Annotated in this window: 14 protein-coding genes; 8 read left to right on the top strand and 6 right to left on the bottom strand. The window is 68.6% G+C overall.

What is annotated here, in order from left to right:
- Positions 1 to 215: 215 nt before the first annotated feature.
- Complete coding sequence (locus AC5WS7_RS10835) at positions 216 to 1745, bottom strand: glycosyltransferase family 39 protein (protein ID WP_495954287.1); 1530 nt, start codon at positions 1743 to 1745, stop codon at positions 216 to 218.
- A gap of 575 nt (positions 1746 to 2320) precedes the next feature.
- Entirely contained in the window at positions 2321 to 3529 is a 1209-nt protein-coding gene (locus AC5WS7_RS10830) for an acyl-CoA dehydrogenase family protein (RefSeq protein WP_495954286.1), read from the bottom strand.
- A 127-nt stretch (positions 3530 to 3656) separates the two neighbouring features.
- On the opposite strand from AC5WS7_RS10830, the gene AC5WS7_RS10825 reads away from it, so the two are divergent.
- A complete protein-coding gene (locus tag AC5WS7_RS10825; RefSeq protein WP_495954285.1) occupies positions 3657 to 4553 on the top strand; it encodes a TetR-type transcription factor C-terminal domain-containing protein in 897 nt (298 codons plus the stop codon).
- Positions 4554 to 4678: 125 nt separating this feature from the next.
- Here AC5WS7_RS10825 and AC5WS7_RS10820 read toward each other — a convergent pair whose 3' ends face one another.
- Positions 4679 to 5488, bottom strand: a complete 810-nt coding sequence (locus tag AC5WS7_RS10820) for a helix-turn-helix domain-containing protein (RefSeq protein WP_495954284.1) — start codon at positions 5486 to 5488, stop codon at positions 4679 to 4681.
- A 50-nt stretch (positions 5489 to 5538) separates the two neighbouring features.
- Between AC5WS7_RS10820 and AC5WS7_RS10815 the strand changes: the two genes are divergently transcribed.
- From AC5WS7_RS10815 to AC5WS7_RS10805, 3 genes are all read left to right on the top strand, one after another.
- Positions 5539 to 5958 carry a DUF2000 family protein gene (locus tag AC5WS7_RS10815; RefSeq protein WP_495954283.1) on the top strand — a complete coding sequence of 140 codons (420 nt, stop codon included), beginning with the start codon at positions 5539 to 5541 and terminating at the stop codon, positions 5956 to 5958.
- A 222-nt stretch (positions 5959 to 6180) separates the two neighbouring features.
- Positions 6181 to 6816 carry a GntR family transcriptional regulator gene (locus tag AC5WS7_RS10810; protein ID WP_495954282.1) on the top strand — a complete coding sequence of 212 codons (636 nt, stop codon included), beginning with the start codon at positions 6181 to 6183 and terminating at the stop codon, positions 6814 to 6816.
- Entirely contained in the window at positions 6816 to 8057 is a 1242-nt protein-coding gene (locus AC5WS7_RS10805) for an MFS transporter (protein WP_495954281.1), read from the top strand. Before AC5WS7_RS10810 ends, AC5WS7_RS10805 begins: the two co-directional genes overlap by 1 nt.
- A gap of 97 nt (positions 8058 to 8154) precedes the next feature.
- Here AC5WS7_RS10805 and AC5WS7_RS10800 read toward each other — a convergent pair whose 3' ends face one another.
- The 3 genes from AC5WS7_RS10800 to AC5WS7_RS10790 all read right to left on the bottom strand — a co-directional run bounded on the left by AC5WS7_RS10800 (position 8155) and on the right by AC5WS7_RS10790 (position 11804).
- The gene (locus tag AC5WS7_RS10800) at positions 8155 to 8583 is read right to left on the bottom strand and encodes a hypothetical protein (RefSeq protein ID WP_495954280.1); all 429 of its coding nucleotides are present in this window, start codon (positions 8581 to 8583) and stop codon (positions 8155 to 8157) included.
- Between the two features lie 81 nt (positions 8584 to 8664).
- Positions 8665 to 10113, bottom strand: a complete 1449-nt coding sequence (locus AC5WS7_RS10795; RefSeq protein ID WP_495954279.1) for a CoA transferase — start codon at positions 10111 to 10113, stop codon at positions 8665 to 8667.
- A gap of 53 nt (positions 10114 to 10166) precedes the next feature.
- A complete protein-coding gene (locus AC5WS7_RS10790; protein WP_495954278.1) occupies positions 10167 to 11804 on the bottom strand; it encodes a glycoside hydrolase family 183 protein in 1638 nt (545 codons plus the stop codon).
- Between the two features lie 178 nt (positions 11805 to 11982).
- On the opposite strand from AC5WS7_RS10790, the gene AC5WS7_RS10785 reads away from it, so the two are divergent.
- The 4 genes from AC5WS7_RS10785 to AC5WS7_RS10770 all read left to right on the top strand — a co-directional run bounded on the left by AC5WS7_RS10785 (position 11983) and on the right by AC5WS7_RS10770 (position 16015).
- Positions 11983 to 12765 carry an IclR family transcriptional regulator gene (locus AC5WS7_RS10785; protein ID WP_495954277.1) on the top strand — a complete coding sequence of 261 codons (783 nt, stop codon included), beginning with the start codon at positions 11983 to 11985 and terminating at the stop codon, positions 12763 to 12765.
- Between the two features lie 298 nt (positions 12766 to 13063).
- Complete coding sequence (locus AC5WS7_RS10780) at positions 13064 to 14140, top strand: ABC transporter substrate-binding protein (RefSeq protein ID WP_495954276.1); 1077 nt, start codon at positions 13064 to 13066, stop codon at positions 14138 to 14140.
- Complete coding sequence (locus tag AC5WS7_RS10775; RefSeq protein ID WP_495954275.1) at positions 14137 to 14997, top strand: ABC transporter ATP-binding protein; 861 nt, start codon at positions 14137 to 14139, stop codon at positions 14995 to 14997. Before AC5WS7_RS10780 ends, AC5WS7_RS10775 begins: the two co-directional genes overlap by 4 nt.
- A gap of 211 nt (positions 14998 to 15208) precedes the next feature.
- A complete protein-coding gene (locus AC5WS7_RS10770; protein ID WP_495954528.1) occupies positions 15209 to 16015 on the top strand; it encodes an ABC transporter permease in 807 nt (268 codons plus the stop codon).
- Positions 16016 to 16025 lie beyond the last annotated feature (10 nt).

The raw sequence follows: 16025 nt of genomic DNA, 5'->3' as shown, positions 1-16025 counted from the left end.
CTATCGCGTACCGAGTGAACCAGGCCGCCCGGTGCCCCTCGCATACTTCCGGACTGTGGGTGGCGACTACCGTGCATCGGAAGCGATTGAGCTACGGCTCGATTCGTGGTCCTGCGCTTCGATACGACTGTGGCAGAGGTGAGTCGGACTCCGATTCGCCGAAAGCCGTTGAGCATCAGGCGATGTGCCTATCGTGATCGTGGCGCGGGCGAGACTCAGTCGAGGTGCCGCAGATCGGGCCACAGTTGCGCCCAGGTGCCGCGTGGCCGGGTACACAGGTAGACGGCCGCGTGCTGGGCGGTCTCCTGGTCGACCAGTCCGTCCGGCAGGGTCAGGGGGGCGATCTCGGTGACCTGGGACCAGAAGCGGTGCAGGTAGGCGATATTCCACTGGCCCACGCACAGCACGGTGTCGGGTCGGCCCGGCGGCGGGCCCCAGAGCAGATAGTTGTTGTGGCCGCTGAGCACCGTGCGGTGCAGTCCGGCCGCGGGACCCAGGACGCTCACCGCGCCGGCCTCGCCGTAGTTGCTGGTGAAGATGGGGACGTCGGCGGGCAAAGGCGCTGCGGCGCGGGCGATCTGGCCGACGAATCGCGGCCAGCCGTAGGTCTCCATCGCCTGCGGGTTGACCGGCCGCAACGCCGTCTCCGCCCGCGGCGGGAGCACCGGCAGGCCGATCACGATCGCGATGATCGCGGAAACGGCGACCGCGAGCGGCCATCGCCATCGCCGGCGTTCGGTCGCGCGGCTCTCGACTCGTACCGCCCCGGCCGCGAACAGGCCCGCCAGCACCGGGGCGGCGTAGTAGACCCTGCCGCCGCCGACAGTGAACAACAGCAGGATCACCACGGCCGCCGCCAGTAGCCAGCGGTGGTCGCGGCCGCCCCGCGAAATCAGGTGGCGCACACCTGAATACCACAGGGCGATCAGCGGCGGTCCGGCCAGCAGCAGAACCAGCGTCGGCACCCGGGACAGCGCGCCCAGCGGCCCGCCCTGCTGGTCGGCGAGCGCCTGCGCCATTTGCAGATTCGCCCACTGATGCCGCGCGTCCCAGATGACGTTCGGCACCGCGATGAGGATCGCCAAGCCCCCGGCCAGCCACGGGCCACGGCCGCGGAGCGCATCTCGCCGGAATGCCACCAGGCCGACGAGGATACCGATCAGCAGCACCGCGAGAGTTTCCTTGGTCTGCAATCCGATACCGGCGACCAGTCCCGCGGCGAGCCAGGTGCGGGTCGTGCGCGTTCGCAGGGCGGCGGCGGTGAGCACGAGTACCGCCAGCCAGCCCAGTTGATCGAGCACCGTCGTGCCGAAGAGCATGGAGGCCGCGACGAATACCGGGCAGGCGGCGACCGCAGCAGCGGCCAGCGTCTGGGCGCGGCGCCGGCCGCCGAATTCGGCGGCAAGTACGGAAGCCAGTAGGACGCAACCGATCTGCGCGGCTATCGCCAGCAGCCGCAGCGGCAGTACGCCGCCCGGCACATCGGCTGCCAGTCGTGCCAGCAGCGGGGCCAGCGGCGGCTGATCGACATAACCCCAGTCCAGGTGTCTGCCGCACAGGACGTAGTAGAACTCGTCGCGATGCCAACCGAAGCGCGTGGCCACCAGCAGATGTACGGCCCCCGCCACCGCAGCGACAGCGAATACCGGCCGTCGGGCCATCCGCGGACGGCCACGCTCATGCTCGTCGAATTCCTTTGGTGGAACAGGATTGTCCGACGCGGCCGTCCGCTCGGCCTCGGTCATGGCCCACTCCTCGACACGTCCCGGTTCGAACGCAGCCGCCCGGAAAGAATGCGATACCGCTTCGGGCGGCTTGCCTGTCCGCGGCCGTCCGCGCGGTCCAGCACCGTCGCGCGGATCGCATGCTCGGAGACTGCTGCGTGAAATATACAGTCGCACATGGCCTCCGTCGCTCGAAAGCTTTCCGACCACGAAAACCGGATCTTGCCGCAGGTGACAGGATGATGGCCGCAACTCGCTCGGTGCCGGTGCGGTCCGGAAAATGTTGGGCGCGTCGGGTTCTCCACAACGGAGCCGATGCCGCCCTGTTCGCCGTGTGCCGGGCCGGATAGGCAGAGCCGCCTTCGGCGGTTCGGCGACCACCGCCAACGAGATCCCATTACCTGGTCGCAGCCCCGGGTAATGGGATGCCGCACAGGGACGCGAGGCGGCGTGAGGCAAATGCCGAGACCGCTCGGAGGCAGGTCGTGATCGCTCACCGTCGCCGGAACATCGCGGATGCGGACGCGGCCAGTCGGTTTCCTCGCCCGCCGGCGGAGATGTCGCTCCGGTCGATCCGGGGTATCAGTGCCGCCGTATCACTCGGCTTCGCGGCGTGCGCGGCGAGCCGCACCGACGGCACGCTTGGCGATGGCCCAGCGATGGACCTCCGAGGGGCCGTCGTAGATGCGGAACGGCCGCACCTCACGGGAAAGCCGTGCCAGCGGCAGATCCCCGGATACGCCGAGTCCGCCGCACATCTGCACGCTGCGGTCGACGATCCGGAAGATCGCCTCCGCGGCAAAGGTTTTCGCGATGGAAGTGGCGTTGGCCGCGGTCTCGCCTCGATCGAGTTCCCAGCACGCCTGGGTCAGCAGTGCGCGGGTGGCCGCGATGTCGATCTCGTTGTCGGCGATCATCTTCTGGATCATGCCGAGGTCGCCCAGCCGCGATCCGAAGCCCTGCCGCTCGGCCACATGCGTCACCGCGACGTCGTGGCCGCGCCGTGCGGCGCCCAGCCAGCGCATCACATGCGTCATCCGGGCCGGGCCCAGCCGCACCTGCGCGTATTCGAAACCGCGGTCGACCGCACCCAGCACCGCGGAATCCGGGACCAGTACGTCGTCGAAGACCACCTCGCAGTGGCCGCCGATCATCGACCGGTCCAAGGTCTCGATGTGACGCTCGACCCGGATGCCGGGAGTGTCGGCCGGGGCCAGGAACATCGTCGCCCCGCCGCGCTGGCCCGGCTCACCGGAGGTGCGCGCCATGATGATGAAGAACCCCGCGCCGTCGGCGCCGGTGATGAACCATTTGTGGCCGTTGATCCGCCAGCCGCCTTCGCCGCGCACCGCGCGGGTGGCCAGCGCCGAGGGGTCCGAGCCCGCCCCGGGAGCCGGTTCGGTCATCGCGAACGCCGAACGGACGTCACCGCGGGCGAGGGGTTCGAGGAACTGCTGTTTCTGCTCCGGGTTCGCGATGTGGGCGAGCATGTGCACATTGCCCTCGTCCGGGGCCGCGATATTCAGGGCGGTCGGGCCGAACAGTGAGTATCCGGCCTCCTCGAATACCGGCGCCCGATCCGACATGCCCAGACCGTGACCGCCGTATTCGACCGGCGCGTGCGGTGCGAACACGCACGCCTCGCGTGCGGCCTGCTGTAGCTCGACGCGGATCGCGTCCCCGCCCGCCGCGGCGATATCACCGCCGTGCGCGTCCTCGATCGGCAGGACGGTGCTGCGGACGAAGGCGCGTGTGCGCTCGGCCAGTTCGCGAACTTCGGCCGGATGGGACAGATCGATCGCCACAGTCACTCCTCACCGTGCCGGCCCGAACGTTCGCTCGGCCGGGGTCCGTAGGAACAGTGCCATGCGGCGATTACCGCTGTCAAAAGCCGAGTAGCCGACAAGTCCGCCGTTCGGATATCCTGAACAGATGAACGACGGGGCCCCTTCCGCGGGCGATATCGGCACCCGGGTGCGCGCGGCGCGGACCGCGGCCGGTATCTCCCTGCGCGAGACCGCGCGGCGCATCGGCGTCAGCCCGGCCACGCTCAGCGCCATCGAGAACGGCCGGACCGGTGTCTCCGTGCCCCGGCTGCGAACGCTGGCCGCGGAGTTGGGCACGACGGTGCCGCGGCTGATCGGTGAGCCCGACCCGGTACCCGAGCCCGGCCGCCCGGTGCGCGCCCGCGCCGTCGCAGCTACTGCGCAGACCGAGCGCAATTGGCGTGAATTCCTGCCGCTGGCAATGGATCCCGTACTCGAGGCGGCCGTCGATTCCTTCGTGGAAACGGGATATCACGGCGCGACCATGCGGTCCATCGCGGAGCGGGCGGGGATGAGTGTGCCGGGCGTCTACCACCATTACCCGGACAAGCAGCAGTTGCTGGTGCGAGCGTTGGATCTCACCATGGCCGAGTTGCACTGGCGCGTTCCGGCGGCGCGCGAGGAGGGCACGACACCGGCCGGCCGAGTGGCGCACACCGTCGAAGCTCTCGCCCTGTTCCACACTCACCGCCGAAAGCTGGCATTCATCGGCGCCAGCGAGATGCGCAGCCTCACCGCGCCGAATCGAACGCGAATCACCGCTTCCCGCAACGAGATCCAGTACCTGCTGGACGAGACGATCGCCGCGGCCGCCGACGCGCACGGTCTGAGCCGGGACCGGATCCACATCGCGGGCCGCGCGATCGCCACGATGTGTACCGCACTGCCGCAATGGTTCCGGCTGGACGGCCCCGCCTCACCGGAGCAACTCGCCGACCGCTACGCCGATTTCGCGCTCCGGCTGATCGGGCTCGATCCGGCTGCCGCTGAATCGGCGCCGTGATGGGCGGCAGGGAGCGACCGTCGTCGGTGTCGGGATGAGCAGGTGTCGCCGAGGACCCGTCGGGTAATCCGATCGAACTGTTCGAGCCGGCGATCGAAAGCTTTCCGAAGGGGGAGGGTGGCCGCTCAGTGCGCGGGACCGCTGCGCGCGTATCGGGCCGGTGTGGTACCGAGGATGCGTTTGAAGTGCCGGGTCAGATGCGGCTGGTCGTGAAAACCGGTGGCGGCGGCCACCTCTCGCGTCGGCATGCCGCTCAGTAGCAGCGGCCGGGCCAGATCGACCCGGCGCGCGATCAGGTACCGGTGCGGAGGCATACCGAACTCGCGGCCGAAGGCGCGGATCAGATGGGTCGGGTCCGCGTGCAGTTCGGCGGCGGCTTCCTCCAGGGAAATGCCTTGTGTGATACGGGAATCCAGTAGGTCACGCAGGCGGTGCGCGAGCCGGGGATCGGCGTGGCGGACCGGCGGTTCGATGCCGCGCAACAGGGTGTCGAGACGATCGTGGATCAGCGTCAGGCGTCCGGCGGCCTCGAATTCCTCTCCCGGAGTGGTGAGTACGGCATGCAGTTGGCGGATGCGCAGATGCAGCAGCGGATCGGTGAACGTCGGGGTGTCGACCGCGGAGCCGATCATCGTCTCGGGCAGGTGGCCGGTGTCCAGGTACAGCACCCGCTTGCGGAAGCCGTTCTCGGTCGCGGCCTGACCGTTGTGCGGGACGTGCGGCGGCAGCAGTGAGACCGCCGATCCCAGCACGCCGTATTCGTGTCGATCCAGGTCGTAGCGGACCGCGCCCTCGTCGACGATGAGCAGGGTCCAGGCGTCGTGGGCGTGCATCGGGTAGACGTGCTCGACGAACCGGGCATGGAACACCTCGACGATGCCTGGTACTCGCGGCTGCCAGGCCCGGACCTGCTCGAGTGGGCCGCCGGTAACCATGCCAGGATCGTACAAGCCTTCGCGCACCCGCCCGGCGCACAGTCGTGGATATGGAGAATGTGCGTTTCGATACCAAGATCGCGGTCCTGCTGCGCGACGACCTGCAGACATGGCAGCGGTTGAATGTGACCGCCTTCCTGGTCAGCGGTCTGGGCACGGCCCGGCCGGAGGTCGTCGGCGAACCGTACGAGGATGCCGACGGCGCGGTCTACCAGTCGATGTTCCGGCAACCGGTCCTCGTCTTCGAGGCATCCAAGGAGACATTGCGGTCCGCGCACACCAAGGCGCTCGCGCGCGGCCTGCAGATGGCGATCTTCACTTCGGACCTGTTCGCCACCGGCAACGACGCCGACAACCGAGCCGCGGTCCGCGCCGTCGGCACCGACGCGCTCGACCTGGTCGGGATCGCCGTCTACGGCCCGCGCAACGTCGTTGACAAGGTGGGCAAGGGCGCGCGCATGCATCCGTGAACCGCAGGTGCCAGTCGAGGGTCCCGCTGCCGGTGCGATGTTCGCGTGCGCGGGTGGGCTGGGTGCCGATCGACTTGTGCACGGGTGGTCGGGCGGCTGGCCGACGTGCACGGGTGGGTCGGCAGGCTACGGGCGGGGCCCGGTGGCTGACCGACGGGTGCACGAATGGGCTGGGCCGCTGACCGCGCGCCTCGGCCGGCCGGTAAGATACATCTTGTGTCTATGAAGTATTCATCCGCCGAGCGAGCCTATCGGGAGGTCAAGGAACGGATCCTGGGCGGTGCGTTGCCCGGTGGGGAGTTGATCAGCGAGGGGGAGGTCGCCGCTGATCTGGGGACCTCGCGCACTCCGGTGCGCGAGGCGTTCCTGCGGTTGGAGGCCGAAGGGTGGATGCGGCTGTACCCTAAGCGCGGTGCGCTCGTGGTGCCGGTGCCGCCCGGGGAGGCCGAACATGTCGCGCACGCTCGGTACGTGGTGGAGACGGCCGCGGTGCGGGCGCTGGCGACGGCCGATCGGACCGCGCTGTCGACGGAATTGCGTTCGGTGGTCGAATCGCAGCGCGAACTCGCCGCGGCGGGGGAGTTGGAGCGGTTCGCGGCCATGGACACCGAATTCCACCGCGGGGCCGTGGCCGCTGCGGGCAATCCGCTGCTGACCGGGTTCTACGATTCGCTGCGGGAGCGGCAACGCCGGATGAACAGCCTTGCGGTGCAACGTCGTTCGGGTAACGCGGCGCAAATCGTGGCGGAGCACGCCCGGCTGGCCGACGCGATCGAGTCCGGTGACGCCGACGGCTTCGCCGCGCTGCTCGTCGAGCATCTGTCCGGGGTGCACCTGTTGGAACTGCGGGGCCTGTGATGACCAGTTCGGTGGCGCAGGCCCAGCGCGCGCCCGGTGTGGTCGCCGCGCCCGGGGCCTGGCGCGGCGTTGCCGCGGCGATGTTCGTGATCGCTTGGGGCGGTAACGAATTCACGCCGCTGCTGGTGATGTACAAGAATCACGGCCTGTCGGTCACCACGGTGGACGTGCTGCTGTTCGACTACGTGCTGGGCATCGTGCCCGCGCTGCTGATCGGTGGTCCGCTGTCGGATCGGTTCGGGCGGCGCCGGCTCATGTGCCCCGCGCCGTTCATCGCGGCGGCGGCGTCGTTGCTGCTGGCCGTGGGAGCCGATTCGGTGGCGGCGCTGTCGATCGGCCGGGTGCTCTCGGGCGTTGCGCTGGGCATGGCGATGGCCGTCGGCGGCAGTTGGGTCAAGGAGTTGTCCCAGCCGCCGTATTCGCCGGCGGCAGCGGTCGGTACCGGTGCGCGGCGGTCGGCGATGAGCCTGACCGCGGGATTCGCCCTCGGCGCGGGTGTGGCCGGGGTGCTGGCGCAGTGGGCTCCGTGGCCGCATTCGCTGCCGTATCTGGTGAACGTCGCGTTGTGTGCGGCGGGCGCGGCCTGGGCGTTGCGTGTTCCGGAAACTGTTGTGCGGCAGTCGAACTCCGGAAACCTGCGGGACGATCTGCGTATCCCGTCGCCCGGACATCGCCGCTTCCTGAGCGTCGCCCTGCCGGTGGCGGTGTGGGTGTTCGCCTCGGTCGGCACGGCCTACGCGGTCCTGCCGACGCTGCTGGCCGGACAGGCGCACAGCCTGCAGATCGGGTTCTCGGCTCTGCTCACGGTGTTGACCCTGGGCTGCGGATTCCTGATCCAGTCCGTCGCCCGGCGGATCGATCGTCCCGGCGTGGCGCGGATCGCGGCGCTGGCGCTGGTGCTGGTCACGGCCGGAATGGTGCTCGCGGCGGTCGCAGCGAGCACGCTGACGTTGTGGACCGCGCTGATCGCGGCCGCGGTGCTCGGAGCCGGGAACGGCATCGGCCTGGTCGCCGGGTTGCAGGAGGTCGAGCGCATCGCCGAACCGCGGGATCTGGCGGGGCTGACCGCGGTCTTCTACTCGGTCTGCTACATCGGCTTCGGCCTGCCCGCGCTGTTCGCCCTGCTGGATCAGGCCACCGGCCTGGGCTATCCGGTCATGCTCGTGGCCGGTGCCGTGGTCGCACTGGGCTGCCTGGCGGTGGTCCTGCGGAATTACCGGGCGAAGATCGAAACCGACTGAGCCCCAACGCATACGCCCCCCATATCGATACGGAACGGCCGGGCTCGCGAACGTGCAGACGTCGCGAGCCCGGCCGGGCATCGGTGCGGCCCGGAGACTATCCGGCGCTGCCGGTGGGCGCGCCGCCGGTGACGGTGACGGTCGTGGGCGTCGTGGACGAGGTGTAGTCGTGCGAACCCAGCGGCGGGGTGTGGTACGCGCAGAACGCCTGCACGTGGATCGGGCCGTTCGGCAGATTGCGGATCGATACGGTGATCGTGCGCCCGGGTCCGGCGTACGAATCCTGACCGCCGCTGCCGAAGACGGTCTTGTTGTCGATGTCGGTCGCCCAGCACACGGTGCCCTGCTGGGTGTTCTTGTTGTGCACGGTCGCGGTGACCGTGCCCGGCGCGGACGCGTTGAATTGCACGTCCGGCGTCGCCAACGCGGGTGCGGCCGAGGCCGCGGGCATCACGAGCACCGCGAACGCCGCGGGAGCCGCGAGTGCCACGGCTGCCGCCGCACGTATCCATGCTGGTCGTCGCATCTGTGTAATCCTTTGTTCGGGTCGACCTTCCGGGGACATTGTTGCCCAATCCGCTCGATCGCGCCGACGGAAAAGGTGGTCTCACACGGTGTTCCACTCCGGGCGGCTCGAGCCGCGTGGCACCAGCGGCGGGTCAGGCCAGGCGGGGACGGTGTGCGAGAACCGAACCGGCGGGGCGAGCATGTGCACGTCACCGAGCGGACTCGCGGCATCGTAGGCGGCCGGTTCGCGCAGGGTGTGCCGCTCGTCGGAGCCCGCGTCGGCCGGATCGACCAGGCCGAGGCTCGGATACCACATCGCGGTGCGGGTGAGATTCACCGTGACGTGCCAGGAACCGCCTTCGGTCGTGCGTTTCACGAGTGCGGCCAGCGCCCCGATGGCTCCCATATAACCGGTTACGAAGTCGTTGATCATGCCGGTGACAGGCAGTTTCGGCGCGTGCTCGCCGCCCTCGATACTCATCAGACCGGAGGCGGCCGAGCCGTTCATGTCGAAGCCGCCGCGCGTGCGCCACGGACCCTCGGAGCCGTAGCAGGTGACCGAGACGACGATGATCCCCGGATAGCGCGCGGCGAGCCGCACCGGATCCAGCCCGAGCTTCTCGAGTTTGTCGCCGCGATGGTTGTTCACCACGATGTGCGCATCCGCCAGCAGCCGGTCGGCGCGCTCGCGGCCGGACTCGGTGTTCAGATCGACGTAGGCGCTGCGGGAGCCGACATTGGCCTCGGCGTAGATGAAATCGTGTTCGTAGTCGTTGGGACGGGTCGCGCACAGGACATCCGCACCCTGTTCGGCGAGGGTGCGCCCGACGGTCGGACCGGCGATGGCGTGGGTGAACGACAACACCCGGATGCCGTCCAAAGGTCTTGCCGCCGAGCCGAAATCGGCTACCGGTGCCTCGCCGGTGCGATGCAGCCCGATCACCGGCCGGGAGGCCAGCAACGCGCCCTGCGGATGCGCGAGCCATTCCCGCGGGGTCCGCGCGACACACAGCGGGAGTCCGGCGGCGTTGGCGGCCTCCTCCAGTTCGAAGGCGTCGCGGGCGGCGAACGCCGCGGCGACCTTCGCGTAATCCGGTGGGACGTCCAGGAATCGGCACCACTTCGCGGCCAGATGCGGATACACCCCCGAGGCCATGACGGTGCGCCCGTCGGCGGTGCGATACGGGGCGAGCAGGAAGGGATTGTCCGCCACCAGCGGGAACGGCGGCAGCTCACCGGCGAGGGTGGGGTGCCAGTACGCGTGCGGGGTGATGCCGTGCACGGCCTGGCGCAGATCCAGGCGCAGATCCTGAGCGGGCCCGCCGCGCCGGCGGTGCACCGCGACAGCGCCGACCGCCGCACCCATCAGCGGAATGCCGATGCACGCGCCGAGCCGATGCCGCGCCGCCAGAATCGGATCCTGCCCCTCGAAGCTGATCTCACCCCCGGCGTCGGCCGCCGACAATCCCGTACTCGCGAGAAGGTCGCCCAGCGCGGCCAGGTGGTCGAGGTCTCCCACGCCGGTGACCGAACGATGTTCGAGGGTCATGGTGGCTCCTGCCGTACGTCTCTATCGGCTTGTGTCACTTTCGCAATGGCGGATCAGCCGATCGAGGCGTGCATGAGATAGACGTTGTAGTGCCGCCATTCGGACAGGGTGAAGTAGAGATCGTTGCCGGTGGACCACGGGTGGATGAAGCCGCCGTAGCCGGAGGGGTAGTCCTCGGTGTGCAGCAGGGTCGCCGGTGCCGACCAGATGCCCTGCGGGGTGGTGGATCGACGCAACACCAGGACGTTGTTGTCCACGTCGAGGTAACTCATCTCCCAGCGGCCCGCGGCGGTGTCGTAGCGGACCGACACCTCCCCCGCGATACCCGACATGATCGGGCTGGCCGACAGTTCGATCCCGTTGCCGCCCGGCGTGGGCGGCTGGAAAGTGGGCCGCCAGAAACCGTCGATCCAGTACTGGTAGGCCGTTTTGTTCAGCACATCCGCCTGCGGGACGCGCGCGAGGGCGATGGTGCCGAAACGCCCGTTGGGGGTGCCGAACATGTAGACGTACCCGTCGTGCGGCGCCATCGCCACCACCTGGAACTGCCCCTGGCCGAAGACGTTGTCCCACCGGACGTTCTCGTCGTCCACCCAGGTCTGCCCGCCGTCGTCGGAATAGGCCAGACCGCCGTAGTTGGTCCACCAGCGGCCCGGTTTCTCGGACCACCGCGCGACCGACATGTAGCTCAGATACTGCCGATCGCCGAGTGCGAATCCGGAGGTCGGGATAACGGTGATCTCGAAGTTGTTCACCTTGTAGCTGCCCAGCACCTCCGTGGCGTGACAGGGTGCGTCCGAGACCATGGAGTCGATATTCATCCCGTGCGCGAGATCGTGGTCGGAGCTGAAGCCGATCACGTTGCTGCGCCAGTCTCCGCCGCTCGGCCCGCCGTCGTGGAAGCCCGTGCCGAAGGTATCGCCGAAGGCGACCGCGATCCGTCCCGGCGCGGATTCCCACATCAGTCCCAGATCGGTGTCGTCCACCTGCCAGCGCACATCGGTGCGGTTCTGCGATCCGGGTCCGGTCAGCTGAGTGACCGGATAGACGTCGCCGATCCGGAACGGCGCGGGCGCGCGCGTGACGGGCGCGGCCTGCACCGGCGGATGGACCACGGGCGGAATCGGTTGCGGACGTGGGCCGGTGACGTCCGGGCCGAGCAGGGTGACCGGCAGCGGGATCGTCTCCGGGTGCGGTACGAACTGCAACTTGGGCAGCTGCCAGGGCGTCGGGGAGGGAGTCTCGGCCGGCGGCGGCGTCGTGGTCGGCGGGGTGGTGGTCGGCGTCGTCGTGGTGGCCGGCGGCGGCGGACCCTCCGGCCACGTCGGCGTACCCGGCGGAATCGGATACGAGGTCCGCGTGCGCCCCTCGGCCAATTGCGGGCACGGATTGGCGCACAGATCGGCAGGCAGCGCCGCCGGTGCGATCCGGGTGTTGTGCAACTGCTTGGGCACCTTCACCGGCGTGATCTTGGGTTGCAGCACCTGGACCTGGAGGGTGGGCGGCTGCGCGGGCGCGGGCTGCGGGGGCGTCGCGGTCGGCTTCGGTGTCCGGGCCACCGGATCGAAACCCGTTTCGCCACAGGCGTTAACGGGCGCGGGCGCCCACGGCAGCGGGGCGGCCGCACCGGGCTGCGCGGTGGCCACGGTCAGCACGGCCACCGCGGCGGCAACGGTAACATCTCGCAGCACCCGGTCGACTCCTCGCAGTGGTTCACATCGAGTTCTCAGCACAAACCTTAATCGTCGCGCCGCCACACCACCCGGCGACCGGGCCAGGTCTGGGCTCTCGCTGCGCACAACTCTTGTCGCGGGCCGGGCGCGCGGCCATAGTTCGTCGTTACGTCGCGTCGAAACGCCGGGAGGAACCATGGCCGCCAACGAGGAACCCCGTTCGGGTGCCCGCGCCGTCGACCGTGCGGTACACGTGCTCAACTGCTTCGAGGGAGACGATCCCGAGCTGTCGGTGAGTGAACTGGCTCAGCTGGCGAGCCTGCCGGTGAGCACGACGCATCGGCTGGCGCAGGCGCTGGTCCGCGGGCGGCTGCTGGAGCAGGACGCGGCGACCGATCGATATCGCATCGGCTCCGGTCTGGCCATGCTCGCCCGGCCCGCACTGTCCAGGTTCGGGCTCGACTCGGCCGCGCCGCATCTGTACGCGCTCGCGGCGGGTATCCGCATCACGGTGAGTTTGAGCGTGGTGGAGGACCGCGAGGCGGTGACCGTCTTCCAGGCGCGTCCGCCGGTGTACTTCTGCCCGAATCAGGTGCCCAGATCGCGTGCGCCGCTGCGGACCAGCGCGGTCGGCAAGGCGCTGCTGGCCTTCTCCTCGGTGCACACCGTGCTGGAAGAGAAAGCCGCGCAATCGGATTCCCGCCCGGCGAGGTCGAGCACCCTGCACGCCGAGCTGGAACGTGTGCGGCGCAATGGATTCGCCAGCGAACTGATCGAGACCGACGATCCGGTCCGATCCATCGCGGTACCCGTTGTCGGCCCCGATCGGCAGGTCCGAGGTGTGCTGGGGGTCCAGGCCCGCTCGGCCCGGTTGGACGACGAACTGATCCGCAGCGTGATCCCGGCCATGCGCGGTATCGCACATCGCATCGGCCCGCTGGTCGGGCCGGATGCCCTCGCCGAATTCGAATCACGCTGATTTCCATACCGTGAAAAGAATCTTGCCGGACCCTCCGGCCGCCCCGCACCATGATGATCTACCCGGATCATCGCGAATTCCCCACGGTTGCAAAGGAGCTGGGATGACCCTGATCGTTCCGCTGACCCGGCGCCGCACCGTCGACCTGATGCGCCTGGCCTCGGCCACCTGTCGCGGCTGAGGAGTCGGCCCCGGTGCGGCGCCGCATGCGCCGATCCGGACGCCCGATGTAGTTCCGATACCTCAGTAGATCCGTAACACGCTGTACCACAGGCGTATTCAGTGAAAGTACCGCTCCATGCTGTTTCGATTACGGCGATCGCGCGCGATCCGCACCCTCGCCTGCACGCTTGCCGTCCCGCTCGCAGTCGCGTTGAGCGCCTGCGGCACTCAGGGGGTGAGCACCACCTCCGACGGTAAGACCATCCTGCGGTACCAGGGCTCCACCGGCACCGTCCAGCCCTACGAGTTGGCCGCGGATCTCGGGTTCTTCACCAAGGTCCGATTGCAGTGGCAGGGCGACACCACCAGCGGCCCGGCGAATATCCAGGCCGCGGCGACCAAACAGGTCGAATTCGGCAGCGCGTTCAACGGCGCGGTGGTCAAACTGATCGCGGGCGGCGCGCCGGTCACCTCGGTGCTCAGCTCGTACGGGGCCGACGAGCGGTCCTACACCGGGTATTTCGTGCGCGACGACTCCGGGATAACGACCGCGCGGGATCTGATCGGCAAGAAGGTCGGGGTCAACACCCTCGGCGCGCACCACGAGTTCATCACCCGCGAGTGGCTGCACGAGCAGGGCCTGAGCGAAGCGGAGATCGCCCGGGTGCAATTCGTCGTGCTGCCGCCGACCAGCACCGAGGAGGCATTGCGCACCGGACAGGTCGACGTGGCCGCCCTGCAAGGGGTGTTCCTGGAGAACGCCGTCGCTCGCGGCGGGGTGCACACGCTCTACACCGACAAGAACCTGTTCGGTCAATTCGACTACGGCACATACGTTTTCCGCAACGACTTCATACAGCAGCACGGGGACGCGGTCAAGGATTTCGTGCAGGGCACCGCCCGCGCCATCCGCTGGCTGCAGGTGACACCGCGTGATCAGGTGGTGGCCCGTTTCGCCGACATCATTCACAAGCGCGGCCGCAACGAGAATGCCGGCCTGCTGAAGTACTACAAGAGTTCCGGCATCCCCGTTCCCGGCGCGGTGATCGCGGACAAGGAGTTGCAGATCTGGATCGATTGGCTGGTGCGCAACCACCAGCTGCCCGCGGGCAAGGTCGCCGCGAAGGATATCTACACCAACAAGTTCAATCCCTATGCCAACGGCACGTATCCGCCCGCGAGCGGACCCAGTGGCGAGGAGGTGGCGAAGTGAGCACATCGACGAAACTGGTTCTGCGCGGGGTGCGCAAGGAGTTCCAGGTACGTGGCGAGCGGGAGAGTTTCACCGCGCTCGAAGACATCAGCCTGGAACTGAGCGACGGCGAATTCCTGGTGCTGGTCGGTCCCAGTGGTTCGGGTAAATCGACACTGCTGGATCTGCTCGGCGGTCTGAGCAAGCCCAGCGCCGGGCAGTTGCTCCTGGACGGGCGGCCGATCACCGGGCCCGGACTGGATCGCGGCATCGTGTTCCAGCAGTACGCGCTGCTGCCGTGGCGAACCGCGCGGGGCAATATCGAATTCGGCTTGGAGGCCAAGGGGATTCGCCGCCGGGAGCGTCGTTCGATCGCGGAGCACTACCTGGAGCTGGTGGGGCTCGACAAGTTCGGTGATCGCTATCCGCACGAGCTGTCCGGCGGTATGAAGCAGCGCGTGGCAATCGCCCGCAGCCTTGCCTTCGACCCGGAGGTGCTGCTGATGGACGAGCCGTTCGCCGCGCTGGACGCCCAGACCCGGGAAACGTTGCAGGACGAATTGCTACGGATCTGGCGCAGCACCGGTAAGACCATCCTGTTCATCACGCACGGCATCGACGAGGCGGTGTATCTGGGCCAGCGCGTCGCGGTGCTCACCTCGCGCCCGGGGCGGGTGAAGGCGATCGTCGAGGTCGATCTCGACCGCGGGAACGAGCAGGATCGGGACGCCGAGACCGATATCCGCTCCTCCGAGCGGTTCCGGGAAATCCGGCACCACATCTGGACGCTGCTGCACACCGAAGTCACCCGGGCCGAACAGCTCGAGGGCGTCGCCGCGTCCACGCAGGGAAACGACAGGAGGCCCGCGCATGTCTAGTGCACTGTCCAGCACCGATCAGGCGATCGATATCCAAGCCGATGCCGCGAGAGCGTGGGACGAGACCGAGCGGACCGACCCCCCGTCGGCCGCGAATGCCGTTGTCACGCAACCGAAAGACAGCGGAAAGCGCTCGCCTGTCGCGAACTCGGACGACGCGGATGCCGTTGCGGCGCAGCCGGATACGCCTGCGGTAAGACAGCCCGGCACAATCCCGAGCCGGTCCCCGGCCGCACGGCTGGCGCGGGTGGCGGGCCGGGCCGCGTGGCGGTTCGGCAAGCCGGTGATCGCGATCGCGCTGTTCCTGGCGTTGTGGGAGGTCGCGCCCCGGATCGGCCTGGTCGACCCGGTCTTCCTGCCGCCGTTCTCCACGGTGGTGCAGTCCTTCGCGGAGCTGATCCGGAATGGGCAGATGTGGGAGCACGTATCCACCAGCCTGAGTCGTTCTCTGGTCGGTTTCGCGCTGGCCGTGGTGACCGCGGTGCCCGTGGGCGTGGCGATCGCCTGGTACCGGCCGGTGGCCGAATTCCTCGGCCCGATCCTGGAATTGTTCCGCAACACCGCCGCTCTGGCACTGCTGCCGGTATTCATCCTGATCCTCGGCATCGGCGAGACCTCCAAGGTCGCGCTGGTGCTGTACGCGGGCTTCTTCCCGATCCTGCTCAACACCATCACCGGTGTCCGTACGGCCGACCCGCTGCTGGTGAAATCCGCTACCTCGCTGGGCTTCTCCTCGGTGCGGTTGTTCCAGAAAGTGATCCTGCCCGCGGCGCTGCCCTCGATCTTCACCGGTCTGCGAATGGCCGCCTCGAGTTCGATCCTGGTGCTGATCGCCGCCGAAATGGTCGGCGCCCGAGCCGGTCTCGGCTATCTGATCACCGCGGCCCAGCAGAACTTCCAGATCCCCGACATGTACGCCGGCATCATCGCCATCTCCCTGGTGGGGCTGGTCTTCAACGGCGTACTCCTGGCCGTCGAACGCCGGCTCTCGCGCTGGCGCACCAGCTCCGGCCAGTAGCCCCGACGAA

It is taken from the genome of Nocardia sp. PLKS1-43, from assembly GCF_059510335.1.
This window is presented reverse-complemented; position numbering and strand designations above follow the sequence as displayed.

Bases quoted from the DNA above. Each gene is read 5' to 3' on its own strand.
- AC5WS7_RS10835 (WP_495954287.1), bottom strand. From the start codon at position 1,745: ATGACCGAGGCCGAGCGGACGGCCGCGTCGGACAATCCTGTTCCACCA.
- AC5WS7_RS10825 (WP_495954285.1), top strand. From the start codon at position 3,657: ATGAACGACGGGGCCCCTTCCGCGGGCGATATCGGCACCCGGGTGCGC.
- AC5WS7_RS10820 (WP_495954284.1), bottom strand. From the start codon at position 5,488: ATGGTTACCGGCGGCCCACTCGAGCAGGTCCGGGCCTGGCAGCCGCGA.
- AC5WS7_RS10815 (WP_495954283.1), top strand. From the start codon at position 5,539: ATGGAGAATGTGCGTTTCGATACCAAGATCGCGGTCCTGCTGCGCGAC.
- AC5WS7_RS10810 (WP_495954282.1), top strand. From the start codon at position 6,181: ATGAAGTATTCATCCGCCGAGCGAGCCTATCGGGAGGTCAAGGAACGG.
- AC5WS7_RS10805 (WP_495954281.1), top strand. From the start codon at position 6,816: ATGACCAGTTCGGTGGCGCAGGCCCAGCGCGCGCCCGGTGTGGTCGCC.
- AC5WS7_RS10800 (WP_495954280.1), bottom strand. From the start codon at position 8,583: ATGCGACGACCAGCATGGATACGTGCGGCGGCAGCCGTGGCACTCGCG.
- AC5WS7_RS10795 (WP_495954279.1), bottom strand. From the start codon at position 10,113: ATGACCCTCGAACATCGTTCGGTCACCGGCGTGGGAGACCTCGACCAC.
- AC5WS7_RS10785 (WP_495954277.1), top strand. From the start codon at position 11,983: ATGGCCGCCAACGAGGAACCCCGTTCGGGTGCCCGCGCCGTCGACCGT.
- AC5WS7_RS10780 (WP_495954276.1), top strand. From the start codon at position 13,064: ATGCTGTTTCGATTACGGCGATCGCGCGCGATCCGCACCCTCGCCTGC.